Annotated in this window: 25 protein-coding genes; 18 read left to right on the forward strand and 7 right to left on the reverse strand. The window is 60.3% G+C overall.

All coding sequences use genetic code 11. The features are described from left to right. Positions 1-73: 73 nt before the first annotated feature. Genes BLQ98_RS11360 through BLQ98_RS11375 form a run of 4 tightly spaced genes read right to left on the reverse strand, consistent with a single transcriptional unit; the run spans position 74 to position 5,943 of the window. Positions 74-1,228: an ABC transporter permease gene (locus tag BLQ98_RS11360; protein WP_093733437.1), complete on the reverse strand. Its 1,155-nt coding sequence runs from the start codon at positions 1,226-1,228 to the stop codon at positions 74-76. After that, positions 1,225-2,253, reverse strand: a complete 1,029-nt coding sequence (locus BLQ98_RS11365; protein ID WP_005851921.1) for an ABC transporter permease — start codon at positions 2,251-2,253, stop codon at positions 1,225-1,227. The genes BLQ98_RS11360 and BLQ98_RS11365 overlap by 4 nt, the downstream gene beginning before the upstream one ends. Next, on the reverse strand, positions 2,250-4,175 hold the full coding sequence (locus BLQ98_RS11370) for an ABC transporter substrate-binding protein (protein WP_093733438.1): 1,926 nt from the start codon (positions 4,173-4,175) through the stop codon (positions 2,250-2,252). The genes BLQ98_RS11365 and BLQ98_RS11370 overlap by 4 nt, the downstream gene beginning before the upstream one ends. Continuing rightward, positions 4,168-5,943 carry an ABC transporter ATP-binding protein gene (locus BLQ98_RS11375; protein ID WP_208596056.1) on the reverse strand — a complete coding sequence of 592 codons (1,776 nt, stop codon included), beginning with the start codon at positions 5,941-5,943 and terminating at the stop codon, positions 4,168-4,170. Before BLQ98_RS11375 ends, BLQ98_RS11370 begins: the two co-directional genes overlap by 8 nt. A 160-nt stretch (positions 5,944-6,103) precedes the next feature. Between BLQ98_RS11375 and BLQ98_RS11380 the strand changes: the two genes are divergently transcribed. The 11 genes from BLQ98_RS11380 (at position 6,104) to BLQ98_RS11430 (ending at position 17,755) form a co-directional block, all read left to right on the forward strand. Beyond that, on the forward strand, positions 6,104-6,598 hold the full coding sequence (locus BLQ98_RS11380; protein WP_093733440.1) for a class I SAM-dependent methyltransferase: 495 nt from the start codon (positions 6,104-6,106) through the stop codon (positions 6,596-6,598). 164 nt (positions 6,599-6,762) lie between these two features. Beyond that, a complete protein-coding gene (locus BLQ98_RS11385; RefSeq protein ID WP_093733501.1) occupies positions 6,763-7,818 on the forward strand; it encodes a C4-dicarboxylate TRAP transporter substrate-binding protein in 1,056 nt (351 codons plus the stop codon). 27 nt (positions 7,819-7,845) lie between these two features. Continuing rightward, positions 7,846-8,379 (forward strand): TRAP transporter small permease, encoded by a 534-nt coding sequence (locus tag BLQ98_RS11390; RefSeq protein WP_093733441.1) that lies wholly within the window; start codon positions 7,846-7,848, stop codon positions 8,377-8,379. Next, on the forward strand, positions 8,379-9,719 hold the full coding sequence (locus BLQ98_RS11395; RefSeq protein ID WP_093733442.1) for a TRAP transporter large permease: 1,341 nt from the start codon (positions 8,379-8,381) through the stop codon (positions 9,717-9,719). The genes BLQ98_RS11390 and BLQ98_RS11395 overlap by 1 nt, the downstream gene beginning before the upstream one ends. Continuing rightward, positions 9,716-10,492, forward strand: coding sequence for an IclR family transcriptional regulator (locus BLQ98_RS11400; protein ID WP_093733443.1), 777 nt, complete (start codon positions 9,716-9,718; stop codon positions 10,490-10,492). The genes BLQ98_RS11395 and BLQ98_RS11400 overlap by 4 nt, the downstream gene beginning before the upstream one ends. A gap of 28 nt (positions 10,493-10,520) precedes the next feature. Then, the gene (locus BLQ98_RS11405) at positions 10,521-12,617 is read left to right on the forward strand and encodes an FAD-dependent oxidoreductase (RefSeq protein ID WP_093733444.1); all 2,097 of its coding nucleotides are present in this window, start codon (positions 10,521-10,523) and stop codon (positions 12,615-12,617) included. Positions 12,618-12,662: 45 nt separating this feature from the next. Next, the gene (locus BLQ98_RS11410; protein ID WP_093733445.1) at positions 12,663-13,868 is read left to right on the forward strand and encodes an acyl-CoA dehydrogenase family protein; all 1,206 of its coding nucleotides are present in this window, start codon (positions 12,663-12,665) and stop codon (positions 13,866-13,868) included. Continuing rightward, positions 13,865-14,998, forward strand: coding sequence for an acyl-CoA dehydrogenase family protein (locus BLQ98_RS11415; protein WP_093733446.1), 1,134 nt, complete (start codon positions 13,865-13,867; stop codon positions 14,996-14,998). The genes BLQ98_RS11410 and BLQ98_RS11415 overlap by 4 nt, the downstream gene beginning before the upstream one ends. Beyond that, positions 14,985-15,407 carry a PaaI family thioesterase gene (locus BLQ98_RS11420; RefSeq protein WP_237272206.1) on the forward strand — a complete coding sequence of 141 codons (423 nt, stop codon included), beginning with the start codon at positions 14,985-14,987 and terminating at the stop codon, positions 15,405-15,407. Before BLQ98_RS11415 ends, BLQ98_RS11420 begins: the two co-directional genes overlap by 14 nt. Then, a complete protein-coding gene (locus BLQ98_RS11425; protein ID WP_093733448.1) occupies positions 15,404-16,177 on the forward strand; it encodes an oxepin-CoA hydrolase, alternative type in 774 nt (257 codons plus the stop codon). The genes BLQ98_RS11420 and BLQ98_RS11425 overlap by 4 nt, the downstream gene beginning before the upstream one ends. Before the next feature lie 84 nt (positions 16,178-16,261). Beyond that, positions 16,262-17,755 (forward strand): class I adenylate-forming enzyme family protein, encoded by a 1,494-nt coding sequence (locus tag BLQ98_RS11430; protein ID WP_093733449.1) that lies wholly within the window; start codon positions 16,262-16,264, stop codon positions 17,753-17,755. Positions 17,756-17,839: 84 nt separating this feature from the next. Here BLQ98_RS11430 and rpe read toward each other — a convergent pair whose 3' ends face one another. Next, positions 17,840-18,529 (reverse strand): ribulose-phosphate 3-epimerase, encoded by a 690-nt coding sequence (gene rpe, locus BLQ98_RS11435; RefSeq protein ID WP_093733450.1) that lies wholly within the window; start codon positions 18,527-18,529, stop codon positions 17,840-17,842. 240 nt (positions 18,530-18,769) lie between these two features. On the opposite strand from rpe, the gene BLQ98_RS11440 reads away from it, so the two are divergent. The 5 genes from BLQ98_RS11440 (at position 18,770) to BLQ98_RS11460 (ending at position 22,678) form a co-directional block, all read left to right on the forward strand. Further along, positions 18,770-19,789 carry an ABC transporter substrate-binding protein gene (locus tag BLQ98_RS11440; RefSeq protein ID WP_093733451.1) on the forward strand — a complete coding sequence of 340 codons (1,020 nt, stop codon included), beginning with the start codon at positions 18,770-18,772 and terminating at the stop codon, positions 19,787-19,789. A 69-nt stretch (positions 19,790-19,858) separates the two neighbouring features. Beyond that, positions 19,859-20,626, forward strand: a complete 768-nt coding sequence (locus BLQ98_RS11445) for an ABC transporter ATP-binding protein (protein WP_093733452.1) — start codon at positions 19,859-19,861, stop codon at positions 20,624-20,626. Continuing rightward, positions 20,619-21,425: an ABC transporter permease gene (locus tag BLQ98_RS11450; RefSeq protein WP_208596057.1), complete on the forward strand. Its 807-nt coding sequence runs from the start codon at positions 20,619-20,621 to the stop codon at positions 21,423-21,425. The genes BLQ98_RS11445 and BLQ98_RS11450 overlap by 8 nt, the downstream gene beginning before the upstream one ends. A 67-nt stretch (positions 21,426-21,492) precedes the next feature. Beyond that, entirely contained in the window at positions 21,493-21,708 is a 216-nt protein-coding gene (locus tag BLQ98_RS11455) for a hypervirulence associated TUDOR domain-containing protein (protein WP_093733453.1), read from the forward strand. A 4-nt stretch (positions 21,709-21,712) separates the two neighbouring features. Then, positions 21,713-22,678 carry a DNA topoisomerase IB gene (locus BLQ98_RS11460; protein WP_093733454.1) on the forward strand — a complete coding sequence of 322 codons (966 nt, stop codon included), beginning with the start codon at positions 21,713-21,715 and terminating at the stop codon, positions 22,676-22,678. A gap of 7 nt (positions 22,679-22,685) precedes the next feature. Here the strand turns inward: BLQ98_RS11460 and BLQ98_RS11465 are convergent, their stop codons facing one another. Both BLQ98_RS11465 and BLQ98_RS11470 read right to left on the reverse strand, forming a co-directional pair. Further along, positions 22,686-23,003 carry an ArsR/SmtB family transcription factor gene (locus BLQ98_RS11465; RefSeq protein WP_093733503.1) on the reverse strand — a complete coding sequence of 106 codons (318 nt, stop codon included), beginning with the start codon at positions 23,001-23,003 and terminating at the stop codon, positions 22,686-22,688. An 81-nt stretch (positions 23,004-23,084) separates the two neighbouring features. Further along, positions 23,085-23,471, reverse strand: coding sequence for a thioredoxin fold domain-containing protein (locus BLQ98_RS11470; RefSeq protein WP_093733455.1), 387 nt, complete (start codon positions 23,469-23,471; stop codon positions 23,085-23,087). Between the two features lie 71 nt (positions 23,472-23,542). Between BLQ98_RS11470 and BLQ98_RS11475 the strand changes: the two genes are divergently transcribed. Both BLQ98_RS11475 and BLQ98_RS11480 read left to right on the forward strand, forming a co-directional pair. Further along, positions 23,543-24,283, forward strand: a complete 741-nt coding sequence (locus BLQ98_RS11475; protein ID WP_093733456.1) for a cytochrome c biogenesis CcdA family protein — start codon at positions 23,543-23,545, stop codon at positions 24,281-24,283. Positions 24,284-24,302: 19 nt separating this feature from the next. Further along, complete coding sequence (locus BLQ98_RS11480) at positions 24,303-24,875, forward strand: thioredoxin family protein (RefSeq protein WP_093733457.1); 573 nt, start codon at positions 24,303-24,305, stop codon at positions 24,873-24,875. The last annotated feature ends 35 nt before the right edge of the window (positions 24,876-24,910 follow it).

Below are 24,910 nucleotides of genomic sequence, written 5' to 3' on the forward strand. Positions count from 1 at the left end.
GCCAGCGCAGCGGGGGGCCAGCCCCCCGCACCCCCCGGGATTTAGACCATTTGGAACTGAAGGCCCCGGTGGGTCAGGATTTATACGGATCAAGACTTGCGCGCAGACCATCGCCCAAGAAGTTGAACGCCAGCACCACGACAATGATCGGCAGCATGGGAATAGCGGTCCACCAGTAGATTTCGATGCTCGCCAGATTTTGCGCGTCATTCAGCATGACGCCCCAGCTGACGGCGGGCGCGCGAAGACCGAGCCCCAGAAAGCTAAGCGCGGTTTCCCCAAGGATCATTGCCGGGATCGATAGGGTCGCGCTGGCGATCAGATGCGACATGAAATTCGGCAACAGGTGTTTGCGGATCACCCGCGCCGGGGACGCGCCCATCATCTCGGCCGCTTTGACGTATTCCTCTTCACGCAGGCTCAGGAATTTTGACCGCACCGCCCGCGCCAGCCCGGGCCAATCCAGAATGCCGAGGATGATCGAGATGATAAAGAACACCGACACCGGCCCCCAGTTCGACGGCACCGCCGCCGAAAGCGCCAGCCAGAGCGGGAGTTCTGGTAGTGACCGCAAAATCTCGATCGCGCGGTTGACCAGCCAGTCGGTCTTGCCGCCGAAGTAACCGGCCAAAGATCCAAAGAAGATACCCAGCACAAAACTGACCGTGATGCCGATCAACCCCACCGTCAAAGAAAGCTGCGCACCATAGAGGATGCGGCTGAACACATCGCGCCCCAACCGATCCGAGCCCCAGAGAAACACCGTCGCGCCGTCAGGGGCGCAAAACAGGTGGGTGTCGCTGGGGATGAGCGCAAAGAGGTGGTAGGTTTCACCCTTACAAAAATACTCAATCTTGCGCGGGTTGCTGGTATCGGTGTCGTAGACCCAGCGGAAATTCACCAGATCCGCAGTGCCCGTCGTCTCGTATACAAAGGGGCCGATGAAACTGCCCTCGTGCCAAAGGTTGATGCTTTGCGGTGGCGCGTAGATGTGTTCGGCATTGCGCTCGTTTGGTGTGTAGGGCGCGATGAACCCCGCCACTGGCAAGATCAGATAGCAGAAGGCCAGAAACAGCCCGGATACCAGCGCCAGCTTGTGCCGCCGGAACTTGCGCCACATGAGCCGTGTGACAGAGGCGTCCATCTCGGCCCGCTCAAGCGCGGAAAGATCGCCGTCGTCGGTCCAGGGGGTTGTGTCGACAAAGCGGTTGTCAGGCTGGATGCTCATGAGCTGCGTGCCCCGTAACGGATGCGCGGATCAAGCAGGACCAGCAGCATGTCAGAGATCATCGTGCCGATCAGCGTCAGCAGGGCTACGAACATCAGGATGAACGCCGCGAGGAACTGGTCTTGGGACTTTAGTGCGACCAGCAGATAGGGCCCGATGGTTTGCAGGCCCAGCACCACCGATACCAGCACGGAGCCCGATACCATAGCAGGCAGCAGGTTCCCGATATCGGCGACAAAGGGGTTGAAGGCCACGCGCAACGGGTATTTCGACAGCAGCCGTGCGGGGCCCATGCCCTTGGCCTTGGCGGTTTCCACATAGGGTTTATCAAGCTCGTCGAGCATATTCGCCCGTAATCGCTGCATCATTGCGGCGGCACCGGCGGTGCCGATCACAAAGGTCGGGACGATCAGGTGCAGCAGGACGGAGCGTACTTTTTCCCATGACATGGGCTGGCCCTCAAGCTCGGGGGCCATAAGCCCGCCAATCGGCAGGTCAAAGTATTTATGGCCATAATAAAACAGGATCAGCGCCAACAGGAAGTTCGGTGTCGCGAGCCCGAGGTAGCCCAGAAAGCCGGCGGTATAATCGACCCAAGTCTCGGATTTGGCGGCGGCGAGCACCCCAAGCGGCAAGGCGATGAGATAGACAAACAACACGGCGGCGAGATTGACCAGCACCGTCATCCACAGCGCATCGCCGACGATTTCGCCTACGGGGCGATCGAATTCGAACGACCAGCCGAAATTGCCCTGGATCAAGCCGGCGAACCCCTGTGGCCCCGGCACCATGCCGACCCAGATCAGGTATTGTTTCCAGATCGGTTCATCCAGCGCGTATTCGTGGCGCAGAAACTCGGCCTTGGCGACGCCTTCGGCCTGACCCGTGGCGCGCAGTTCGGCGATCTGGTTCGACAGATAATCGCCGGGCGGCAGGTTGATGATGACGAAGACCAGTAGGGAGACCACCCAGAGGGTCAGCAGCATGGTGATGAAACGCCACACGGCGTATCTGAGGAAGATCATCGGCTTACCTGCACATGGGGGTCTTGGAAGTAGAATTCATCGATGCGGTGAATGCCGAAATGCGCGCCGGGATCAAAGGCCCAGATCCCATGCTCCGGTACATTCATCAGATCGTTCGAGACGACGACGGGTTGCGGGGCCTCGGCCAGCACGCCGATGGCGAATTGCTGTTCGGCGTGGATGGCGAGCATCCGCTTCCAGATGTCTTCGCGCATCTGTGGGTCGTCGGTGTGGTTCCAGTCATTCGCCAGCAGCATCAGCCGTTTCGCGGGCTGCATATCGGGGGGCGACCCGGCCTGTCCGACTGTTTGGTAGTATTGTCCCCACATCGGCCAGGCAAAGAATTCCTGATTGGTGGGCGCCAGATAGGACGGAGAGGTCGACGGCCCCGGAAGCCCGTTGTCCCAGCCGTACCACACCGACGCCATGGTCCGCCCCGCATAGATCCGGTTGCGCAGGATGTCGCGGTCCAGCGGGCGCATGATCAGACGGATGCCCAGATCTCGCCATGTGTCAGTGATGATCGCCAACGCGTTTTCTTCCTCGCTGCGTTCGCCTGCGGTCTCGATCACGAACTCCATCGGGCGGCCGTCGGGCAGTTCGCGCAGGCCGGCGGGGGTGCGTTCAGTCAGGCCCATGTCGTCAAGCAACGCATTGGCATGGGCAAGGTTCATCGCTGACCACGAATGCGTATTATCGTCGTTGTAAAGCGCGCTTTGCGACAGGGCGGACATGTCGCCTTCGCTGGCAAGGCCAAAATAGAGCGCGCGGTTGATCATGCGTCGATCGATGCCGAGGCTCAGCGCACGGCGAAAACGCACGTCGCGCATGACATCGCGCCACACAGGGTCGGCGAAGTTCAGGTTGGGATAGATCGCGATCTGGCTGGCGACGCCGTTGGCCCAAAGCAGAGTGCGGTATTTGCCGCCGTCCGCCTCGCCTTTCTTGAGGATCGCGACATCGGGGAAATCGAGCCCGCGCGCCTGCAGGTCGACCTCGCCTGCGTTGGCCTTGGCCGCGATCAGCCCACCGCCGACCACGGTCATCTGCACCACGTCGATATAGGGCAATTGCACGCCCCGGCTGTCGACACGGTGGAAATAGGGGTTTCGTACAAACAGCTTGCGCGAGCTGTCCTTGTCCGAGGTGTTGATCCACGGCTGGAGGGTCGGCAGCGCGGGGTTGTCGAACTTGTACATATTATCGCGCTTGTTGTGCAGCGCGGCCCAGCTTTTGACCCGCGCGGCTTTGACCTTTTCGACCAGCGTATCGGGATCGGCGAACTTCTGATGAAATTGCTTCAGGTAATGGGCGGGGCGATAGATGAACGGCGGGCTTGCTTGCGCCAACAGCGGCAGGAAATTCGGATTGGGGATCTGCCATTCGAACACGACCGTATGTTCATCGGGGAAGGTGACCTTTCCCAGGCGGTTGTCCACAATCATGAAATCCGGCGGCCCGCTGGGGGTGATGTCGGGGTCGTTGGCGACATTTTCCCACCAGTAACGGAAATCATCCGAGGTAAAGGGGATGCCGTCCGACCAGCGGTGACCGGGGCGCAGGTGCAGCGTGAATTTGCGCCCTTCTTCCACGTCCACCGCGGCGAGAATATCGGGGGCAAGCGTGTAGTCGGGCTGATACCCCACCAGCCGCGCATAGCCGTAAACGACCATTTGCCGCACGTCCTTGGTGCGCGAGATCAATGTGCGTAGCGTACCACCCTGACGCCCAAAGCTGCGGCCCTTGGCTTCGAGATCGACGACCAGCGGCTCTGACGGGATGCGGTCCTGCACGTGGGGCAGGCTGCCGGCATTGACCTCTTGCGCCCAAAAGCTGCTTTCTCGGAGCACGGGACCATCGCTGTACGCGGCAAGGGGGGCAAAGGCGAGGGTCGCGGCGAGGGCAAGGAAGAGCTTACGCATGACAACGTACCTTATGGCCGGGCTCAAGCTCGCGCAGGGCGGGCGCGTGATGGCCTTCAAAGCGGAACTGTTCGGGCCAGAGCGTGGGAGAGCCCGCCCCCTTGGCGACCAGATCAAGGTCAATCGGGCGACTGATGTCGGGTTCGGGCTGTGCCGCGATCAGGGCGCGGGTGTAGGGGTGTTGCGGGTTGTAGAACAACGTGTCGGGCGGGGCCTGTTCGACGATAACGCCAGCGCGCATGACCGCAACCTCGTCCGCGATGCGGGCAACGACAGCCAGATCGTGGCTGATGAATAGATAGCTTAGGTTGGCACGGTCGCGGATGTCTTCGAGCAGGGTCAGGATCTGCTCTTGCACCGACACATCCAGCGCCGAGGTGGGTTCGTCGCAGATCAGCAGCTTCGGGTCGAGCGTCAGCGCGCGGGCAATGGACAGCCGCTGGCGCTGGCCGCCTGAAAACGCGTGCGGGAAACGGCCAAGCATATCAGGGTTCAATCCGACCCACCGCAACATTTCGGCCGCCTTTTCGCGGCGGTCGCGGGCGGTGCCGATGTTGTGCACCTCCATCGGTTCGGTCAGGGCTTGCTGCACGCGCATACGCGGGCTGAGCGATGAATACGGGTCCTGGAACACCATCTGCGCCTGCCGTTGAAACGCTTTCCGCTCGGCGGGCGACAGGTCATGAACGGCCAGCGGCGGGGCAGCGGGGGCGGGGCGAAACAGCACCTCGCCGTCAGCATCGGGGCGTTCGGCCCCCATCGCGATGCGGGCGCAGGTGGTCTTGCCCGATCCGCTTTCGCCGACAATCGCCAGCGTCTTGCCGCGCGGCAATTGCAGGTCGACGTTCTGGCAGGCGGATACGGTTACGGGTTTGCGCCAGCCGCCCGCCCGCATGGTATAGGTCTTAGATACATTGCGCAGATCAAGGATCATATCGTCGGCGGGCGTCGTGGATGCAGGGGCAGGGGCGGCCACGGCCGGGATCATCGGGGCGGCGGCGAACAGCTTGGCGGTGTAGGGGTGGGCAGGGCTGCCCAGCACATCCTGTGCATCGCCCCGTTCCATCACGCGCCCCTTGTGCATCACGACGACTTTTTGCGCCATATTTGCCACGACGCCCAGATCGTGGGTCACAAGGATTACGCCCATGCCGGTTTCAGCCTGTAGCGACCGGATCAGCCCGAGCACCTGCGCCTGCGTCGTCACATCCAGCGCCGTCGTCGGTTCATCCGCGATCAGCAGCTCGGGCTTGGCGACCATGGCCATGGCGATCATCGCACGTTGGCGCATCCCGCCTGACATCTCGAACGGATAGCTTTTCCAGGCGCGCATTGGATCGGCAAAGCCGACCTTTTCGAACTGCTGCAAAACCGCGCGTTTGGCCGCACCGCGCCCCATGTCGCGATGTAGACGCAGCACCTCGGCGACTTGGTCACCAATACGGTGCAAGGGCGACAAGGACCGCATCGGTTCCTGAAAGATCATTGAAATGCGGTCGCCCCGAATGGCGCGCATCTGTTTCTCGGGGAGCGCCAGAAGATCGACGGGGCCTTCGGCTCCGTTAAATCGGATCGAGCCGCCGCGCATCTGAGCTGCATCCGGCAGCAAACGTAGTACAGACCGGCATGACAACGTTTTGCCCGACCCGCTTTCGCCCACCAGTGCAAGGGTCTCGCCTGCGTTCAGCGCAAAGCTGACGCGATCAACGACGGGCGGGCCGGCACCGAAACCGATCGACAGATCATTTACTTCAAGAAGGGGGGCCATGGTCATCCCAAGCGCATCAAAGCGAAAATTACCAACCGAGTGAAGCCGATAAACGCCTAGGCGTCTAGGGGGCAGCGTAAAAACCAAGCGTCATCGGTACACAAAGGGGGGCTGCGTCCCCATGTTGCATCAGTACGACCCAACCCGAAGGAGAACCGCGATGAGCCGCCTAGATATTTTTATCGACCGTATGGTGTCGCAGCGTGCGTGTATCGATCATGCCGCCGCGTTGACGCAAACACTGACAGGGCCGGTGTTCGAACTGGGGTTGGGCAACGGACGGACGTTTCATCATATCCGCGAAACGATGCCCAACCGCGATATCTTTGTGTTTGAACGCGCGGTTGCATCGAATCCTGATAGCACCCCCGAAGATCATCAGCTGATTTTGGGCGATGTGCATGAAACCCTGCCGGCCGCGTTAAACCGGTTCGGACCAAATGCCGCACTGATTCACGCGGACCTCGGCGGTCATAACCTCGCGAAAAACGATGCTTTTGCGCGTGTTCTTTCGCCTCTGATCGAGCCTTTATTGGCCGTAGGCGGCGTGATGGTGTCGAGCGATAGGATGTATTTCGACAATTTGATCGAAATCGCTTTGCCGCCCGAAGCGGTCGCCGGGCGCTGCTTTATGTACCGCCGTGAAATGTCTTGATGTGACTTAAGTATATGTAAGTCTTATACAAATTATCGTCGGCACCGGTATTCCGGTGCCGTTTTAAGTTTCTCTTGCGTGTTCCAAGTCCCCTCCCTAGTGTGCGCCCGAGACATAGTGAAACGATGTTTCGCATGGTGAAACAATTCTTGGGAGGGAATTACATGTCCTTTTTGAAAAACCTATCCTTCGCAGCCGCAATGAGTATTGCAGCCTCCGTTGCCGGTGCCGAAACCGTCCTGATCCACGGCGAAGCAGGCCCGAATCGCGGTGCCCGCGCAGACGCCCTGCAGTGGTTCGCGGACCAAGTGGCCGAGCGGTCGGAAAACGATCTGCGTCTGGACATCCAGTGGGGCGGCGCGCTGTTCAAAGCGAACGCTGCCGTACAGTCTATCGGTGACGGTGTGGCTGACATGGGGTCTGTGATCGCTGTCTATTACCCGCAAGAAATGGCCGCCTATGGCATCGCTGATCTGCCCGTAAACAACCCCGATGCCTGGGTCGGTATGCGCGCCACGGACGAGCTGATGCGTTCGAACCCAGCGATTGCGGACAACTTGGCAGACAAGGACCTTGTCTACATCGGGACATGGACCACCAGCCAGGTGAACATCGGTTGTAAAGGCGACGCGATCCGTTCGGTCGCTGATATCGCGGGCAAAAAAGTACGTGGTACAGGGGCCTACGGTAAGGTCTTTGGCGACGAAGGCGCGAACATGGTCAACATGTCCATTTATGACGCGTACCAAGGGCTCGACACTGGGCTGATCGACTGTAGCCAAGGGTATTCCTACGCCGTTGCAGCGCTGAAGCAGGCCGAAGTCATGGATAACTACACCCTGCTGAACTGGGGCCAGGTTGGCGGCGTCGGCATCTTCATGAACAAAGACATGTTCGATGCGCTGTCCGAAGATCAGCAAGGCGTGCTTTTGGAAACCGGTGCTGATCTGTCCGATGAATTCGGCCGCATGATCACAGACGCCAACGACAAAGCGATCGCAGCGATGAAAGAGCAAGGTGTCGAAGTTCTGGAATTGCCCGAAGAAGAGCGTGCCAAGCTGGTCGCCGGCGGCGAAAAGTATCTGGCCGAGTGGGTCGAGACAGCCAACAGCACCGGCCTTCCCGGCGAACAGCTTCTGGAAGACTACAAGGCGCTGATCGCGAAGTACACGAAAGAGCGCGATGAGAACGGTTACCCTTGGGCAGCTGACAACAACTAAGCATTAGCTTTGGGAGGAGCAGGGACCATGTTGGTACCACTTGAGAAAATCCTGTTGGGGTTGGGCGCGGCTGCGGTCATCCTGCTGGGGATCTTGATCACGTCCAACGTGGTCGCGCGCGCCGTCTTCGCATCTAGCGTACCCGATAGCGTCACTTTGGTGCGGGAGCTGATGGTCGCGGCCATCCTCCTGCCCCTTGCGGCAGCAACTGCCAACCGCGCGCACGTTAGCGTGGCTTTTGTGTCCGACCGGTTCGGGCCCAAGCTGCGGTCCTGGCTTATCGTGCTGGGATCGGTGATGGGGATGATCGCCTTGGGCGGTCTGATCTATGCCGGTGGCCGCGAATTCCTGAGCGTTTGGGAAAAGGGCAGCTTTTTCTACGGCGACCTGAACCTGCCCAAATGGCCCGGGCGTTTATTGTTTGTGGTCGGTATCGCGGCCTGCTGGCTGCGTCTGGCCGAACTGGCGATCCGCGATGTTCGCACGATCCTGTCCGGCGGTACTGTCTCGGACGAAGAAAATCACACAATCGAGCTCGTTGCTGAAAAAGAGGTGCTGTAATGGACGCGTCAACCATTGGCCTGATCGCCTTTGCCGCAGTGTTAATCCTGCTGGCGCTTAGGGTGCCGATTGCGTTTGCTCTGGCCAGTGTGGCCACCATCGCCACCTTCTTTATCTTCGCGTTCCGCACCGGCACATTTATGCCAGAACGTGCCATCCGCGCGACAACGTCGATGGTGTTCTCGAACTCCTTTGACCTGATACACTCCTATGATCTATCGATGATCCCGCTATTTGTTGCCCTTGGGCACATCGCCTATCGCGCCGACATCACGACCAAGATCTACCACGCGGCCAAGGTTTGGCTGACGCGCCTGCCCGGCGGTGTTGCGATGGCAAGCGTCATGGGGTGTGGCGGATTCTCGGCGATTACCGGCAGCTCTATTGCCTGCGCCTCGACCATGGGGAAAATCTGCACGCCCGAGATGTTGCGCATGGGCTATGACCCCCGGCTTGCCACCGCGTCGGTCGCCGCAGGGGGCACGCTGGGGTCGCTGATCCCGCCGTCTGTTCTGTTCATCATCTACGGTATCTTTACCGAGACCTCTATCTCGTCGCTGTTCCTCGCGGGTGTTCTGCCGGGCTTGCTGACGCTGGCAGGCTTTATCCTTGTGATTGCCGTCTGGGTCTGGCGCTCGCCTGAAATCGCTCCGTCCACAGCGACGCGCTATTCCACCAAGGAACGGTTCGCTGCAGCTGCGGAAAGCTGGCCTGCGGTGATGCTGTTCGTGCTGATCATCGGCGGCATCTACGGCGGCATCTTTACCGCAACCGAAGCGGCGGCTGTATGTGTGGTCGCGGCGACGCTGATCGGTTTTGCGCAGCGCAAGCTGACCTTGCAGGGCCTCTGGGACGCGGTGAAAGAAACCTGCATACAGACCGCGGCGATCTTCTTTATCGCGGCGGGGGCCAAGATTTTTGTGGCCTTTATCGCCCTGACCAACGTCGCCCCGATGATCGTGAATGTCGTGGCCGAGGCCGAGCTGTCCGTTGTGGTCCTGCTGCTGGCGATTGCGGCGATTTATCTGCTGCTTGGCATGTTCCTTGATCCGATTGGCATCATGGTTCTGACCCTGCCACTGATGATTCCGCTGGTAGAAAGCTATGACATGAACCTGATCTGGTTCGGTGTTGTGGTGATCAAGCTGCTGGAAATCGGGCTGATCACGCCGCCTGTCGGCCTGAACGTCTTTGTCATCGCTAATGTGGTGGGCAAGGAGGCTCCGATCGACAAGATCTTTGCTGGTATCACGCGCTTCCTGAGCGTTGATGTGATCGTGCTGGTGCTGATCATGTCCTTCCCGATGATCTCGTTGCTTATTCCTATGGCGGCGCGATGAGTGGCGATACCACAGATCGGAAATTTGCCAACACTCTGGCGCGGGGGCTTGCTATATTGCGGGCCTTTCGCGCCAGTGACAGCGGGCTGACCCACGCACAGATTGCAGATCGCACTGGGCTGCCGAAACCCACCGTATCGCGGTTGACCTATACCCTGTGCGAACTGGGCTATCTTAGCCACGGCGGGCGCAATGACCGCTTTCGTCTGGGGCCGTCGGCCATCGCCCTTGGTTCTGTCGCGTCGGTGGCGGTCAACTTTCTGGATCTGGTGTCTGATGCGATGCAGCAGCTTGCCGATGAGACGGGCACATTGTTGCTGGTGGCCGTACGCGACGACGAAAAGATGATGCTGGTGCGCACTTGGCGCCCGCAGAATGGGTCGACCATCTGGCTGGAGCCGGGGCACAGGATTCCCGTGTTCGGATCGTCTTCGGGCATGGCCGTCGTGGCGTCACTTAGTGAAGAGCGCTTTGAGCAGTTGACGCCCGAAGCGGATATGCGAAGGTTCCGGGCGGAGGGATATTCGCAATTGATAGAACAAGGGTTCGTTTACGCGATGGAAGGCACGCGATATGCCAGAACAATCAACGCCGTAAGTGTCCCCTATTTTGCCGAAGAGTTCGGCGAGCCGGTATCGTTCACCGCCGGAGCCATGCCTCATGATTTGCCCGATTCCCGTATCGTGCAAGAGGTGGGCCCCGCCTTACGTGAACTGGTGCGCGCGCTTGAACAGCGCACCGGGCGCACGCCTGCGCTGAGCCGCCGCGACTGAAACAAGACTAGACCAAGGAATATGCTAAATGACTGACAAGATTGGATATACCCGCAAAGGCGACGTGGCCGTACTGCGGATCAAGAACCCCCCGGTCAACGCGTTGTCCCATGCTGTTCGTGAAGGTCTGGTTGCCGGCATGGCACAGGCTGAAGCGGACGAAGGCGTTAAAGCCGTGGTTATCGTCGGGGAGGGCCGTGCCTTTATCGCCGGTGCGGATATCACCGAATTCGGTAAAACGCCGCTTGAACCTTTCCTGCCGGATGTGTGCAAACGGATCGAGGATTCTCCGTTGATCGTTGTCGCCTCCATGCATGGTGTGTCGTTGGGCGGTGGGCTCGAGATCGCGTTATCGGCGCATTACCGTGTGGCGCAGCCGTCGGCCAAAGTGGGTCTGCCCGAGGTACATCTGGGCCTGATCCCCGGTGCCGGTGCGACCCAGCGTTTACCCCGCCTGATCGGGGTGGATCCGTCGCTTGATCTGATCACCTCGGGCCGTCAGGTCAAAGCGGCCGAAGCCGAAAGCCTTGGCATCATCGATCAGGTCACCGAGGGCGACCCCGAGGATGTGGGCGTCGCCTACGCCGATAACCTGATCGCCACCAACGCACCGCGCCGCCCCGTCAGCGAGATGGCCGCACCCGCGCCGATCGACTGGGATGCGGCCTATGGCGGGACGCTGAAAAAAGGTCGCGGGCAAATCTCTCCGGCGCAAGCGGTTCGTGCGGTTCAAGCCGCGGCAGAGCTGCCCTTTGACGAAGGCATGCTGGCCGAGCGCAAGATTTTCATGGGGCTGATGGAGACAGACCAGCGTCAGGGCATGATCCACGCGTTCTTCTCTGAGCGTGCGGTAGGCAACCTGCCGGAACTGAAAGGCGTCGAGCCACGGGCGTTGCAATCCATCGGCATCATCGGCGGTGGCACCATGGGCGCAGGCATCGCCACGGCGGCGCTGTTGGCAGGCTTCAACGTCGTGCTGATCGAGATGAAGGAAGATGCCGCAGAGGCCGCACGCGGTCGCATCGCGGGCAATCTTTCCGGCGCGCTGAAGCGCGGCAAGATCACCCAAATGAAATACGATGCGATGACCAACACCGCGCTTGAGGTGTCGATCAACTATGACAGCCTCGCCTCGGTCGATCTGGTGATCGAAGCGGTGTTCGAGGACATGGGCGTCAAGAAAGACGTGTTCGGCAAGCTCGACGCCGTGTGCAAACCGGGTGCAATTCTGGCGTCCAACACGTCCTATCTGGATGTGGACGAGATCGCGGCCAGCACCTCGCGCCCTGCGGATGTGATCGGGCTGCACTTCTTTTCGCCCGCGCATATCATGAAGCTGCTCGAAGTGGTGGTCGCCGAAAAGACCGCCCCCGATGTGGTCGCCACGGGCTTTGCTCTTGGTAAGGCGCTGAACAAGATTTCAGTACGCGCTGGTGTTTGCGACGGCTTTATCGGCAACCGTATTCTGGCCACTTACCGCACTGCGGCCGATCATATGGTGTTGGATGGCGCGTCGCCATACCAGATCGACAAGGCGCTGGTCGACTTCGGCTTTGCCATGGGCCCGTTTGCCGTGGGCGATCTGGCCGGTCTCGACATCGGCTGGGCCACACGAAAGCGCAAGGCGGCGACGCGCCACCCTGCCGAACGCGTACCGACATACCCCGACAAGATCTGCGAAGCCGGCAACTTTGGCCAGAAGACCGGCAAAGGTTTCTACATCTATGAGGCCGGATCGCGCGGCGGGGTGCCGAACCCCGAGGTGTCCGAACTGATCGCCGCCGAACGCGCCGAACGCGGCATCACCCCGCGTGACTTTACCGACGCAGAAATCGTACGCCGCTATATGGCCGCGATGGTCAACGAGGCGGCAAAGGTCGTGGGCGAGGGCATCGCAAAGCGGCCCTTGGACGTGGATATGGTCCTGCTCTTTGGCTACGGCTTCCCGCGCTATTGGGGCGGGCCGATGAAATGGGCCGACCTGCAAGGCCTGCCCGCGCTGCTGGCCGATATCGAAGGCTACGCCAAGGAAGACGCTTGGTTCTGGGAACCCGCGCCGCTGCTGAAACAGCTGGTCGCAGAGGGTCGCACTTTTGATGACCTGAACAAACAAGCCGCAAAGTAAATGACAAGGGCGCAATGCCCGACAATATAAACCGGAGGAAGACAAATGGATCTGAGCTATAGCGACGAAGAAAAGGCTTTCCGCGCCGAAGTGCGGGCCTTTCTAGAGGAAAAGCTCCCCAAGGAAATGAGCGACAAAATCCGCAAGGGTGAAGAGCTTGGTAAGGACGGTCAGGAACAGTGGCATGCGATCCTGAACGCCCAAGGCTGGCTGGCCCCGAACTGGCCCAAGAAATTTGGTGGTGCGGAATGGAACGCGGTTCAGCGTCACATCTTCGAAGAAGAAGCCGCCGCCGCCTATGCGCCGCGCATTGTACCCTTTGGCCTGTCGATGCTGGCACCCGTGCTGCAGAAATTCGGCTCGCAAGAGCAGAACGATTACTGGCTGCCGCGCCTCTTGGCGGGTGAAGACTGGTGGTGTCAGGGCTATTCCGAGCCGGGTGCCGGTTCCGACCTTGCCTCGCTCAAGACCGAAGCGGTTCTGAACGACGAAGGCACGCACTACATCGTCAATGGCCAGAAGACCTGGACCACGCTGGGTCAGCACGCGAATATGATCTTCTGCCTCGTGCGCACCGACAAGACGGTGAAGCAGCAAGAGGGTATCTCCTTCCTGCTGATCGACATGGACACCCCCGGTGTCGAAGTGCGCCCGATCATCCTGCTCGATGGCACCCACGAGGTGAACGAAGTCTGGTTCTCGGACGTGAAAGTACCGGTTGAAAACCTTGTTGGCAAAGAGAACGAAGGCTGGACCTATGCCAAGTACCTGCTGACCCACGAACGCACCAACATTGCGGGCGTCGGTTTCTCGCAGGCGGGTCTGACCGCGGTAAAACGTATCGCAAAGGCAGAGATGTCCGGCGGCAAGCCGTTGATGCAGAACCCGCATTTCGCGGCACGTGTGGCGCAGGTCGAGATCGACCTGATGGCGATGAGCACCACAAACCTGCGCATCGTCTCCAAGGCGGCAGCGGGTGCGGCACCGGGTGTTGAATCGTCCATGCTGAAAGTCAAAGGTACGATCATCCGTCAAGAGATCAACGATCTCGCGCGTCGTGCCGCTGGTGCCTATGCGATGCCATTCGCATCCGAAGCGATCGAAGGGTCAAACCTGGCCCTGCCTGATCCGTTGAATGCCGGCCCCGTCGCCGCGCAATATTTCAACAACCGTAAACTGTCGATCTTTGGCGGCTCGAACGAAATCCAGCGCCAGATCATTGCCAAAACAACGATGGGAGGTGGAGCATGAACTTCGACCTGACAGAAGAACGCCAAATGCTGCAAGACAGCCTGCGCCGTTTCCTGCGCGACAAATACGACACGGCAACGCGTAACAAAATCCTCGAGAGCGACTCCGGTTTTTCCGCGGATATCTGGAACGGTCTGGCCGAGCTGGGTGTCATTGGCGCACTGTTCACCGAAGATCAGGGCGGCTTTGGCGGCGCTGGTTTCGACATCGCAGTTGTGTTCGAGGAACTGGGCCGCGCAGGCGTGGTCGAACCTTTCCTTGATACCGCCATTCTGGGCGGCGGTCTGATTGCCGATTTGGGCAACGACGACCAGCAGGCCCACATCGAAGAGCTGATCGGAGGCACGCTGCAGGTGGCCTTTGCCCACGGTGAACCCACCAGCCGCTATGACCTGAACCAGGTCACGTCTACGGCCAAGGTCGATGGCGACAACGTGGTGCTGAACGGTCGCAAGGCTGTTGTGGTCAACGCAGAAAACGCCGACATGCTCATCGTCTCTGCCCGCGAAAGCGGCGATGCGGGCGACGAAGACGGTATTTCGTTGTTCCTCGTTCCGGCGGACGCCAAGGGTATCACGCTGCAAGGCTATGCGCTGCTGGCCGGTGGCCGTGCCGCCGAAGTCACGCTGGATGATGTGTCCGTGCCTGCCTCTGCCCGTCTGGGTGAAGCCGGTAAGGCGTTCAAGGCCATTGAGGCCCGCGTCGCAGCGGCCAATGTCGCGATCTGTGCGGAAACACTGGGCGCAATGGAAACGGCAACCCGCCTGACCCGCGAATACCTGATGACCCGCAAACAGTTCGGCAAGCCCATCGGCACGTTCCAGGCGCTTGCGCACCGGATGTCCGATCTGCTGATCGAGATGGAACAGGCGCGTTCCGCCGTGATCGTTGCGGCTGGCCACCTCGACGCCGATTACAAAGCGCGCGAGACACATATCTCTGCCGCCAAGAACCTGCTGGGCCGCGCGGGCCGTCTGGTTGCCGAAGACAGTATCCAGATGCACGGTGGTATCGCCATGACCCAAGAATACGAACTGGCTCATATCGCCAAGCGTATCATCATGGCCGATCACCGCTTTGGGGACACAGACCACCATCTGGAGCGTTTCATTGCCCTTGCAGCAGCTTGATGAAAGCCAGCTGATCCGGAACGAGACCGGCACCCAAACCCTTGTCGGATATGTCGTGGATATATCCGACAAGGCCCACGGGCGCTGCTTTCTTGATCTGGGTCCGCAGCACTTTAACCGCCATGGGGTTCTTCATGGCGGTATTGCCGCCACATTGCTGGATAACGCCTGTGGTATGACCGGATCGCTCAGCGTGGACCCCACGGGCCAGCACCCGTTCCTCACGATTTCGCTGACGACGCAGTTTCTGGCCGCTGGTATGCCGGGTCGCGTGACCGCGACCGGAACGATCAAGGGCGGTGGCCGCAGCCTGCTGTATATCGACGCTGAACTCGTCCACGAAGACGGCACGGTCATTGCGACATCCACAGGCGTGTTCAAGCGCGTCCCACAGGAGAAACTGAAATGAGCGCTCGGATCGAAGACAAGGGTGACCGGATCGTCATCTGGAACGGAAACGCGCATAAGCGGGGTGCCCTGTCGCCCGAGCTTTACGCTTGCATCGGCCAAGCGATTGAAATGGCCGCCGAGCCGCGTATCCGTGCCGTGATCCTGACCTCCGAAGGGGATTTCTTTTGCGCAGGGGGCGATCTGAACGTTCTGATCGCGCGCCGCGACATGCCCAAAGATGAACGCCGCGGCAAGATCAACGAATTGCACAGCTTGATCCGCGCGATCCGGTCCTGTCCGGTGCCTGTCATCGCCGCCGTCGAAGGTGGTGCCGCGGGCGCGGGGCTGTCTTTCGCGCTGGCCTGCGATTTGATCGTTGCCGCTGCCGGTGCCAAGTTCACCGCCGCCTACGTCAAGGCGGGTCTGGTGCCTGACGGGGGGCTGACCGCCTCGCTTGCCCGTGCCTTGCCACGGCAGCTCGCCATGGAGATGTGTCTGCTGGCGCAGCCCGTGACGGTAGAGCGGATGCATGATCTGGGCGTGGTGAATGTCGTTACCGAAAAAGGCGGCGCGTTTGATGCTGCTATGGCGTTGGCCGATCGTTTGGCCGCAGGACCCCGCGATGCCCAACGGGTGATCCGCGGCTTGGTCGCGCAGGCCTATGACGTGTCCGAGGCTGACCAGCTTGACGCAGAATGTGATGCGATGGCTCACGCCACCGGCGCTGATGAGGCCGCCGAAGGCATCGCCGCTTTCTTGGAAAAGCGCACACCGAATTACGGCGGCTGAGCCTCAGCCACCGATCTATTGACCCAACCCGCAGCCAGACGCGCTGACCGGGTTCTGACTGACTGCGGGGAGGCAGAGAATATTATGGTACGTGTAGAGCAATTTCTGGCGGATCAAGTGGCCGCACGCGGCGACGCGCCCGCGCTGAGCGACAGCACAGGGGTACGCTGGACGTACAAGAATTTCGACAAGGCAAGCGACGACATCGCGCAGGCGCTCAAGGATGCCGGTGTGCAGCCCAATGACCGCGTCCTGATGCTGTCGGAAAACTGTGCCGCCGCCGTGGCGACGGTGTTTGGCACATGGAAAGCGGGTGCCGTCATTATCCCTGTCAATGCACGGCAAAGTGCGGGCGAAATCCAGCGGATCATCGACCATGCAGCACCGGCTGCGGTGGTGCTGACCTGCCATGCTTCAATCGATGCAACCGTCCACGCCGAAACCCTGAATGCCGCAGAAATCACCGGTGCCTTCGGCACGATGCATCTGGCGACGCCGATCGCAAGCAACCCCGATGATGAACTAAGCGATGTGGCCGTGCTGCTGTATACGACCGGCACCACAGGCGATCCCAAAGGTGTGATGCTGACCCATGACAACGTGCGCTTTGGCGGCAAGGCGTCGGCAAAACTGCGCGGGATCAATCCGGGCGATGTGGTGTATGGGGTGCTGCCGCTGACCCACGTCTTTGGCCTGTGCTCGGTCATGACCGCATCTTGCTGTGCCGGAGCCGAAATCCGGCTCGAGGCGCGTTTCTCGGCCGGAAAACTCTACACGGCCCTCACAACGGGGGTGAATTTCCTATCCGCTGTGCCACAGATGCATGCGCTGTTGATGCAATACACTAAGGAGCAAGGGCTGACGCAGCTGAACTCCGAAACGCTGCGCTATGTGTCGTCGGGGGCGGCACCGCTTGACCCCACGTGGAAGCGCAAGGCCGAAGGGTTCTATGGCGTCGCGATCCAGAATGGCTATGGCATGACGGAATCCACGGCTGGTATCTCGGCCACCAGCAACCCGCTGGGATCGCCTGATATTTCGGTCGGGCCTTCGTTGCCCGGCGTCGAGACCAAGATCGACGATACAGTCGAGGGCGGCAGCAACGGCAAGGGCGAGGTCCTGACCCGCGGGGGCCATGTGATGAAGGGCTACTACAAGAACCCGACAGAGACGGCCAAAGTCCTGAGTGCTGACGGCTGGCTCCGCACTGGCGATCTGGGGTCCTTTGACGAACACGGCCACCTGCATATTCTGGGGCGCTCGAAAGAGCTGATCATTCACGGCGGGTTCAACGTCTATCCGCCCGAAGTCGAGGCCGCGATTAACGATCATCCGCAGGTTATTCAGGCCGCTGTGGTCGGCCGGTCCACCGGCAATGACGAAGAGGTCCTGGCTTTTGTTCAGATTGCCGAGGGCGACACGCTGGACCCGCAAGACCTCAAGGCCTTCGTCAAAGAGCGGCTGACCGGTTATAAACGCCCCAGCCAGTTCATCATCGGGACGTCACTGCCCGCAGCACCTACGGGCAAGATTCTCAAGCACAAGCTGATCGAGACGTTCAAGGACCAGCTTGCCTAAGTACCTTTGTGATACCCAATAGAGAAAGGCCGGTCCCCGTGCGGGGGCCGGCCTTTCTCGGTCATGGCTGGTCTGCGCTGATGCTTAGACGTAAACGCCCTCGGCCGCGGCGCGGATGGCGCGGATGTTTTCGCCGTAGGGGGCGGGGTTGCTGACAGACCCGCCACGGAACACGGCGGAGCCTGCGACCAGCACATCGGCCCCTGCTTGCGCCACGCTGGACGCAGTGTTCACATCAACGCCGCCGTCGATTTCGATATGCACCGGACGGTCGCCGATCATCGCGCGCAGGGTGCGGATCTTGTCGCTCATGTCGATGAATTTTTGTCCGCCAAAACCCGGGTTCACTGTCATCACACAGACCAGATCGGCGACGTCCAACAGGTGCTCTACTGCAGAGGCAGGCGTGCCGGGGTTCAGCGCGACACCGGCCTTGGCACCCGCGCCCCGGATCGCTTGCAGCGTGCGGTGGATGTGGGGGCCGGCCTCTACGTGGGCGGTGATCACATCGGCACCGGCCTTGGCAAACGCATCGATATAGGGATCAACGGGTTCGATCATCAGGTGTACGTCCATTACGCCCTTGATATGGGGCCGGATCGCGGCGCAGGTGGTCGGGCCAAAGCTGATGTTCGGGACGAAATGCCCGTCCATCACATCGACATGTACCCAGTCAGCGCCCTGCGCCTCGATGGCTTCGCACTCGGCTCCGAAATTGGCAAAGTCGGCGGCAAGGATAGACGGGGCGATTTTGATCGAACGGTCGAAGGTCATGGGATCGGGCCTTTTGTAGAGAGGACGGGCAGGAGCACCCTTTGCGCCCATATAGGCACTGTCGCTGTCGGAGGCAATCTGGGGAGCCTTCGGCGAGGATTTAAGACCATTTGGAAGCTGGCGAGGCTGGGTGCCGCGTGTGGTGACGGTTCGTTCTTGAGGATAGTTTTCGGGGGACGGGTGCTTGACACACCGTCTTGCCACGACCCATTGTGCGCGCAAATCCAAGGGGAGGATAGCATGACCACATTCAACCGCCGCCAGACACTGGCCACCATGGGTGCTGCCGCTGCCGTCGGGCTGGCCGCGCCGGCCATTGCGCAAGGTAAAAAGATCACGTTGGGTGCGCTGCGCTTTACCAGCCATTCAGGCACATTCGTGGCGTATCAGCGCGAGTATTTCAAGCAGGCGGGTCTGGACGTAGAGATCAAGTTCTTTCAGGCGGCGCAGCCGATGGCCGTGGCGATCGCCAGCGGGGATGTCGATTATGCCGTGACCGCGATCTCGGGCGGGTTGGTGTCCCTCGCGGACAAGGGCGCGATCAAGGTGATCGGCGGTGCGCTGTCCGAGGAAAAGGGCATCGATGGGCAGAAGTTTCTAGCCTCGGACGCGGCCTATCAGGCGGGTGTGACGGCGCCGGCGATGCTGGACGGGAAGAGCTTTGGCATGACCACGGCAGGATCGTCGTTCCATTATATGGGCTCGAAGATGGCGCAGGCCGAGGGGATCGACCTGTCGTTCAAGCCGTTGCAGAAGGTGGGAGCCATCATCGGCGCGCTGAAAACCGGCCAAATTGATGCCTGGTCGATCGTGCCGCATATCGCCAAGCCTCTGGCGGGGTCGGGCGCGGTGCATATCATCGGGAACGTGTCCGATTATCTGCCCGACTATCAGGTCACCACGGTCTTTACCTCGACCAAGAATGCGACCGACGAAAAGCAGCAAACGCAGGATTACCTTGCGGCCTATGCCAAGGGGGCTGCCGACTACAACGCGGCGATGATCGAACAGACCGCCGGCGCTGAAGGTGTGGCCGAGATGGTCAAGCTGATCCACAACTATGTCTATACCGACAAGACGCTAGAGGCCGCGACACCGGGCATCGTCAACGGCACCATGCGTCTGAACGAAGGTGCCGCGTTGAACGTAGCATCGGTGCGCGACCAGCTGAATTGGTTCCAGTCCGAAGGTCTGGTGGATGCGGATATCACGCTTGAGACACTGATCGACACGTCGTTCGTTGACACCATCGGCGCCTGATCGCGTCGCCTTCACCAACGTAAGGTCGGGCAGCCTTTGCCCGGCCTTTTATATTTCAGGACGTTTCTCATGGATCTTAGGTTAGCGAACGTCAGCCATACCTATGGCGAGACCGAAGTGCTGCGCGACATCAACCTTGATATACCGTCGGGGCAGATTGTCTGCATCGTCGGGCCTTCGGGCTGTGGCAAGTCGACCCTGTTGCGGATGCTTGGCGGGCTGGAGCAGCCGACGTCGGGCGAGGTACTGCAACTGGGCACACCGCTTGCTGGCTGTCTGAACCCGCTGACCTATGTATTTCAGGATTTCGCGTTGCTGCCATGGCGCAGCGTGCGCGGCAATGTGGCGCTGGTGCTTGAGGATCACGGGCTGGACGCCGCTGCGCGGGCGCGGATCATCGATGATGTGCTGACGCGCACCAAGCTGACCGAATTTGCCGATGCCCTGCCCAAACAGCTTTCTGGCGGGATGAAGCAGCGCGTGGCCATTGCACGCGCCTTGGCAGTGAACCCTGCGGTGATGTTGATGGACGAACCGCTCAGCGCGCTGGACAGCCAGACGCGCGAGCTGCTGATGGACGATCTGATCAGCCTGTGGACACGCCAGCCTTTCACCGCCGTCTATGTCACGCACAATCTGGCAGAGGCCGTGCGTCTGGGACATAAGATCGTGGTTCTGTCGCGCCGTCCCGGACAGATCCGCGAGGTGGTTGATCTGACCACCCCGTTGGCAGAGCGCGCCTATGGCGACGCCGCCCTTGAGGCACAACAACAACATTTGTGGGGGCTGATGCGCGAAGAAGCCGCTGCCGCCGATGCGGAGCTCATTCATGTCTGACACAGCACACACAACCAGCCGCCGCGTCGATTTTCGCGGGGGCGGGTTCGCTCCGAAACAGCGGCGGGGCATGGGTATTCTGGTTTTTGTTCTGCTGATCCTCTTTGCGGAATGGGGAACGCGCAGTGGGTTTATCACGAACCTTACCTTGCCGCGCCCGTCGGATGTGGCGATGACCTTTGTCGAGCTATGGCAATCGGGAATGCTGTATAAACATCTTGCCCCGTCGCTGAGCCGGCTGGCCGTGGGGGCGACCCTTGGCGCTTTGGTTGGCGTGGGCGTGGGCGTTATGATCGGGTTGTTCAGCTATGTGCGTGCAGGACTGGTGCCCCTCGTTGCGGCGCTGTTCCCTATCCCCAAGATCGCGCTGCTGCCGCTGTTTGTGATCTGGTTCGGCATTGACGAGGGCAGTAAATATGCACTGATCGCCTTTGGGACGTTCACGCCCACGGTCGTGGCGACCTATGCGGCGGTGGACAACGTGGACCGCGGGCTGATCCGGATGGGGCAAAGTTTTGGCCTGTCATGGTGGTCGATCGTGCGAAAAATCGTTCTGCCAGGGGCGATGCCGGGCATCCTGTCGGGGCTGCGCATTTCCTTGGCGATTGCGATTATCCTGCTTGTGGCCGCTGAAATGCTGGGCGCGGAATATGGCATCGGGGCATATATCCTTGAAGCTGGCAGCCTTTACGATCTTGAACGTCTGTTCGCGGGCGTGGTGATCTTGTCGGTATTGGGGGTTTGCGTCAGTGCCGTGATCGCGGCGATCGAGACGCGCGTGTTGCGCTGGCGGGTCTGAGCCGCGGGAACCGTTTCTCGCATCCGTGGTTATCCCTCCATACACAGCAGTTGGGGGGGGGACGACGATGTCTGGTATATCCAAAGGCACAAAAGTGAAATGGGACTGGGGGCAGGGGACTGCCACCGGCGAAGTGACGGAACGGTTTACCAAAAGCGTAACACGCACCCTGAAAGGGTCAGAGGTGACGCGCAACGGGTCCGACGATGATCCCGCATTGTTAATCGAACAGGACGACGGGGATGAGGTGCTCAAGCTTTCCTCCGAAGTCGAGGCGACCTGACCGGATGGGCGGCGCGGGGCTGACCTATTACGGGGATGACCGCCCCGGCATTGCCCGCCAGCGCCACGGGCGCGGGTTCACCTATAAAGCGCCAGACGGGGCAACGATTGCCCGCGGCGCGGAACGCGCGCGGCTCGAGGCGATGGCGGTCCCGCCTGCTTATGAAGACGTGTGGATGACGCCGCTCGCGAACGGGCATTTGCTGGCCACTGGGCGTGATGCACGTGACCGCAAGCAGTACCGCTATCACGAGAAATGGTCCGAGGCACAGTCCGAGACGAAGTTCGCCAGTCTGATAGATTTCGCCCATGCGTTGCCCCGATTGCGGCGCTTTGTGGCCCGAGATCTGGATCAAGAGGCAGGTGAGCGAAGCTTTGCACTGGCGAGCGCTGTGACGTTGATCGATCGCGCGTCCTTGCGGGTGGGAAACGCTGACTACACCCGCGAGAATGGCAGCTATGGCACGCTGACGTTGCGGGCGAAACACGTCAAGCTCGACGGAAATGTGATCCGTCTGCGGTACACCGCAAAAGGGGGCAAGAAGGTGCGGCGTCAGATCAATGACCGGACGCTTGCCAAGACGCTCGACAAAGTCAGTGACCTGCCGGGGGCCGAGCTGCTGACATGGGCGGACGCGCAGGGCACGGTTCAACAGCTCAACTCTGCGGGATTGAACTCCTATATCGCCGAAGCGGCGGGATGCGATGATTTTACCGCCAAGACCTTTCGCACCTGGGCAGGCACCGTCGCCGCCTTTGAGGCCGCTGAACAAGGGCACGCGACGATCAAGCAACTGGCCGAGGCCGCTGCCGCACAGCTCAGCAATACGCCCACGGTGGCACGCAACAGCTATATTCATCCGGCGGTGATTGATTTGGCGGGCGCAGACGCGCCGGCGATCGACGTGGGCCGCAAAACGGGCCTTTTCGCATCCGAAGCGCGGCTATTGGCCTATCTGGAGCAGTGCTGAACGCGGGCTAGTCCTGAGCGTCTGGCTTGCAGAACATTTCGTAGACCACTTCCATGATCTTTTGGGGCCGGTCATCCGCTAGCCGGTAATAGATCGTCTTGCCGTCGCGGCGCGGGGTCACCAACCCTTCAAGCCGCAAGCGTGACAACTGCTGCGATACGGCAGCCTGACGCGCCGACAGCAGCGCCTCCAGCTCAGTGACTGATTTCTCGCCGGCAGACAGATGGCACAAGATCATCAAACGACCCTCATGGCTGATCGCCTTGAGGAAGTTCGAGGCCCGTATCGCGTTCTCGGACATACGGTCCAGATCGGCTTGGCTCATTTCTGTATCGGAACCGGGGATACCCACTGATTAAAATCCTTAGCGTAGTGAGAAGGGATTGGCGTGCGCATAAGGGATGCGCTAGCTTTTGGCGGGGTCTGGCATCAGATCGGCGTCGGATAGCATCTTTTCCAGCACGCCCCAAAAGAAATCTTCACCCGGATAGCCTTCGATCCGAGAGATTTCCTTGCCGTCGACCATCAGCACAAAGGTCGGCGTATAATGCAGGCTGCGGGCAAAGTGCAGATCCGCCGGTTTTTCATCGTTAATATCGACGCGGCGCAGCGGGGCGGCTTGGCCGGCTTGGGTCTTGGGGTAGATCGGCGCGATCTGTTCGTTCCAGCGGGCACACCACACGCAGCCCTGCTCTTCGACCATGACCAGCGTGGTCTGAGCCGCCGCGATCATCGGGGTAAACGCCAGACCCGCGGCCACCGATAGGGATAAGAAAGCAGTGCGCAGCCGCATAGGGAATTCACCTGTTGATTTCAAAATACATAATGTGAATATGTGAATGGTACAAGATAAAGGCAAGTTGCATGCTAGAAATCACCTTTGTAGGCGCGACGCTGGCTGGGCTATTGTCCTTTTTATCGCCCTGCATTCTGCCGATTGTCCCATTCTACCTGAGCTATCTGGCGGGGGTTGGCATGAACCAGATCACCGCAGACGGGCCGATTGACGCGGGCGTACGGCGTCGCGCGGTGATCGCGGCGCTGTTTTTTGCGGCTGGGGTGATCACGATCTTTGTGGGACTCGGCGCGGCAGCGACCACCTTTGGCCAAATCGTGCGTGATTACTTTGACGTTCTGCGATGGGTTGCGGCGGCGGTTATTATTGCAATGGGGCTGCATTTTCTGGGGGTGATCCGCATCGGATTTCTGTACCGCCAGTTTCGCGCGGATGCGGGCAGCACCACCGCGACCAGCTTTTGGGGGGCTTATGTCATCGGGCTGGCCTTTGCCTTTGGCTGGACGCCGTGCGTCGGCCCGGTCCTGGCGGCGATCCTGTTCACCGCCGCCGGCGCAGAAACGGCAGTGACGGGCGGGTTGCTTTTGCTGGCCTATGGCATCGGGATGACCGCGCCCTTCGTGCTGGCGGCATTGTTCGTCGGCCCGTTCATGCGCTGGATGGCGCGTTTCCGGCAGCATTTGGGGACGGTAGAGAAAGCGATGGGGGTGCTGCTGATCGTGTTTGGTCTGCTGATCGCTACGAATTCGATCAACTATATTGCGCAGTGGATGCTTGAAACCTTCCCCGTTTTCAGCGTCATTGGCTAACAACCGGAGGGACCTTGTGATGAAGATGATCCGAAACAGTTTGGCCGTGCTTGTGGCTGCGGCATGTCTGGCGACGGCGGTCGGGGCTGCAACTTTGGGTGATGATGGTCTGCATAAGGCCGCATGGATGCGCGACACCTTCAAGGACCTGCGCGACGATCTGGCCGAAGCCACGGACGAGGGCAAGCGGCTGATGGTCATCATCGAACAGCGTGGCTGCATCTACTGCAACAAGATGCACGAAGAGGTCTTTCCGCTGCCCAAGATTGACGCCTACCTCAAGGACAACTTCTATGTCGTGCAGATCAATATGTTCGGCGACGTCGATGTCACCGACTTTGACGGAGAAACGCTGCCCGAAAAGGATATGGTGCGCAAATGGCGGCAGATGTTCACGCCGACGCTGATGTATTTTCCGCAAACCGTGGCCGAAGGGCAAACAGCGGTCGAAGCCGCGGTTGCGACGGTGCCAGGGGCCTTTGGTCCGGCGACGACGTTTCACATGATGAACTGGGTCGTGGACAAGGGCTATGACGGCGATGAGACATTTCAGAAATATCATGCCCGTATGCTGATTGAAGAACAGGAATAGCGGCGGTAGGAATGGTTAAATGCTTAGCTGTGCTT

The sequence above is a fragment of the Sulfitobacter litoralis genome (genome assembly GCF_900103185.1).
Taxonomy (GTDB): Bacteria; Pseudomonadota; Alphaproteobacteria; order Rhodobacterales; family Rhodobacteraceae; genus Sulfitobacter; species Sulfitobacter litoralis.

What these genes read in the sequence shown, in the direction of transcription:
- BLQ98_RS11395 (WP_093733442.1), top strand. Translation starts at nt 8,379, where the DNA reads ATGGACGCGTCAACCATTGGCCTGATCGCCTTTGCCGCAGTGTTAATC.
- BLQ98_RS11370 (WP_093733438.1), bottom strand. Translation starts at nt 4,175, where the DNA reads ATGCGTAAGCTCTTCCTTGCCCTCGCCGCGACCCTCGCCTTTGCCCCC.
- BLQ98_RS11405 (WP_093733444.1), top strand. Translation starts at nt 10,521, where the DNA reads ATGACTGACAAGATTGGATATACCCGCAAAGGCGACGTGGCCGTACTG.
- BLQ98_RS11470 (WP_093733455.1), bottom strand. Translation starts at nt 23,471, where the DNA reads ATGCGGCTGCGCACTGCTTTCTTATCCCTATCGGTGGCCGCGGGTCTG.
- BLQ98_RS11400 (WP_093733443.1), top strand. Translation starts at nt 9,716, where the DNA reads ATGAGTGGCGATACCACAGATCGGAAATTTGCCAACACTCTGGCGCGG.
- rpe (WP_093733450.1), bottom strand. Translation starts at nt 18,529, where the DNA reads ATGACCTTCGACCGTTCGATCAAAATCGCCCCGTCTATCCTTGCCGCC.
- BLQ98_RS11440 (WP_093733451.1), top strand. Translation starts at nt 18,770, where the DNA reads ATGACCACATTCAACCGCCGCCAGACACTGGCCACCATGGGTGCTGCC.
- BLQ98_RS11365 (WP_005851921.1), bottom strand. Translation starts at nt 2,253, where the DNA reads ATGATCTTCCTCAGATACGCCGTGTGGCGTTTCATCACCATGCTGCTG.
- BLQ98_RS11410 (WP_093733445.1), top strand. Translation starts at nt 12,663, where the DNA reads ATGGATCTGAGCTATAGCGACGAAGAAAAGGCTTTCCGCGCCGAAGTG.
- BLQ98_RS11465 (WP_093733503.1), bottom strand. Translation starts at nt 23,003, where the DNA reads ATGAGCCAAGCCGATCTGGACCGTATGTCCGAGAACGCGATACGGGCC.
- BLQ98_RS11445 (WP_093733452.1), top strand. Translation starts at nt 19,859, where the DNA reads ATGGATCTTAGGTTAGCGAACGTCAGCCATACCTATGGCGAGACCGAA.
- BLQ98_RS11415 (WP_093733446.1), top strand. Translation starts at nt 13,865, where the DNA reads ATGAACTTCGACCTGACAGAAGAACGCCAAATGCTGCAAGACAGCCTG.
- BLQ98_RS11425 (WP_093733448.1), top strand. Translation starts at nt 15,404, where the DNA reads ATGAGCGCTCGGATCGAAGACAAGGGTGACCGGATCGTCATCTGGAAC.
- BLQ98_RS11450 (WP_208596057.1), top strand. Translation starts at nt 20,619, where the DNA reads ATGTCTGACACAGCACACACAACCAGCCGCCGCGTCGATTTTCGCGGG.
- BLQ98_RS11475 (WP_093733456.1), top strand. Translation starts at nt 23,543, where the DNA reads ATGCTAGAAATCACCTTTGTAGGCGCGACGCTGGCTGGGCTATTGTCC.
- BLQ98_RS11430 (WP_093733449.1), top strand. Translation starts at nt 16,262, where the DNA reads ATGGTACGTGTAGAGCAATTTCTGGCGGATCAAGTGGCCGCACGCGGC.
- BLQ98_RS11375 (WP_208596056.1), bottom strand. Translation starts at nt 5,943, where the DNA reads ATGGCCCCCCTTCTTGAAGTAAATGATCTGTCGATCGGTTTCGGTGCC.
- BLQ98_RS11385 (WP_093733501.1), top strand. Translation starts at nt 6,763, where the DNA reads ATGTCCTTTTTGAAAAACCTATCCTTCGCAGCCGCAATGAGTATTGCA.
- BLQ98_RS11390 (WP_093733441.1), top strand. Translation starts at nt 7,846, where the DNA reads ATGTTGGTACCACTTGAGAAAATCCTGTTGGGGTTGGGCGCGGCTGCG.
- BLQ98_RS11455 (WP_093733453.1), top strand. Translation starts at nt 21,493, where the DNA reads ATGTCTGGTATATCCAAAGGCACAAAAGTGAAATGGGACTGGGGGCAG.
- BLQ98_RS11360 (WP_093733437.1), bottom strand. Translation starts at nt 1,228, where the DNA reads ATGAGCATCCAGCCTGACAACCGCTTTGTCGACACAACCCCCTGGACC.
- BLQ98_RS11380 (WP_093733440.1), top strand. Translation starts at nt 6,104, where the DNA reads ATGAGCCGCCTAGATATTTTTATCGACCGTATGGTGTCGCAGCGTGCG.
- BLQ98_RS11460 (WP_093733454.1), top strand. Translation starts at nt 21,713, where the DNA reads ATGGGCGGCGCGGGGCTGACCTATTACGGGGATGACCGCCCCGGCATT.
- BLQ98_RS11480 (WP_093733457.1), top strand. Translation starts at nt 24,303, where the DNA reads ATGAAGATGATCCGAAACAGTTTGGCCGTGCTTGTGGCTGCGGCATGT.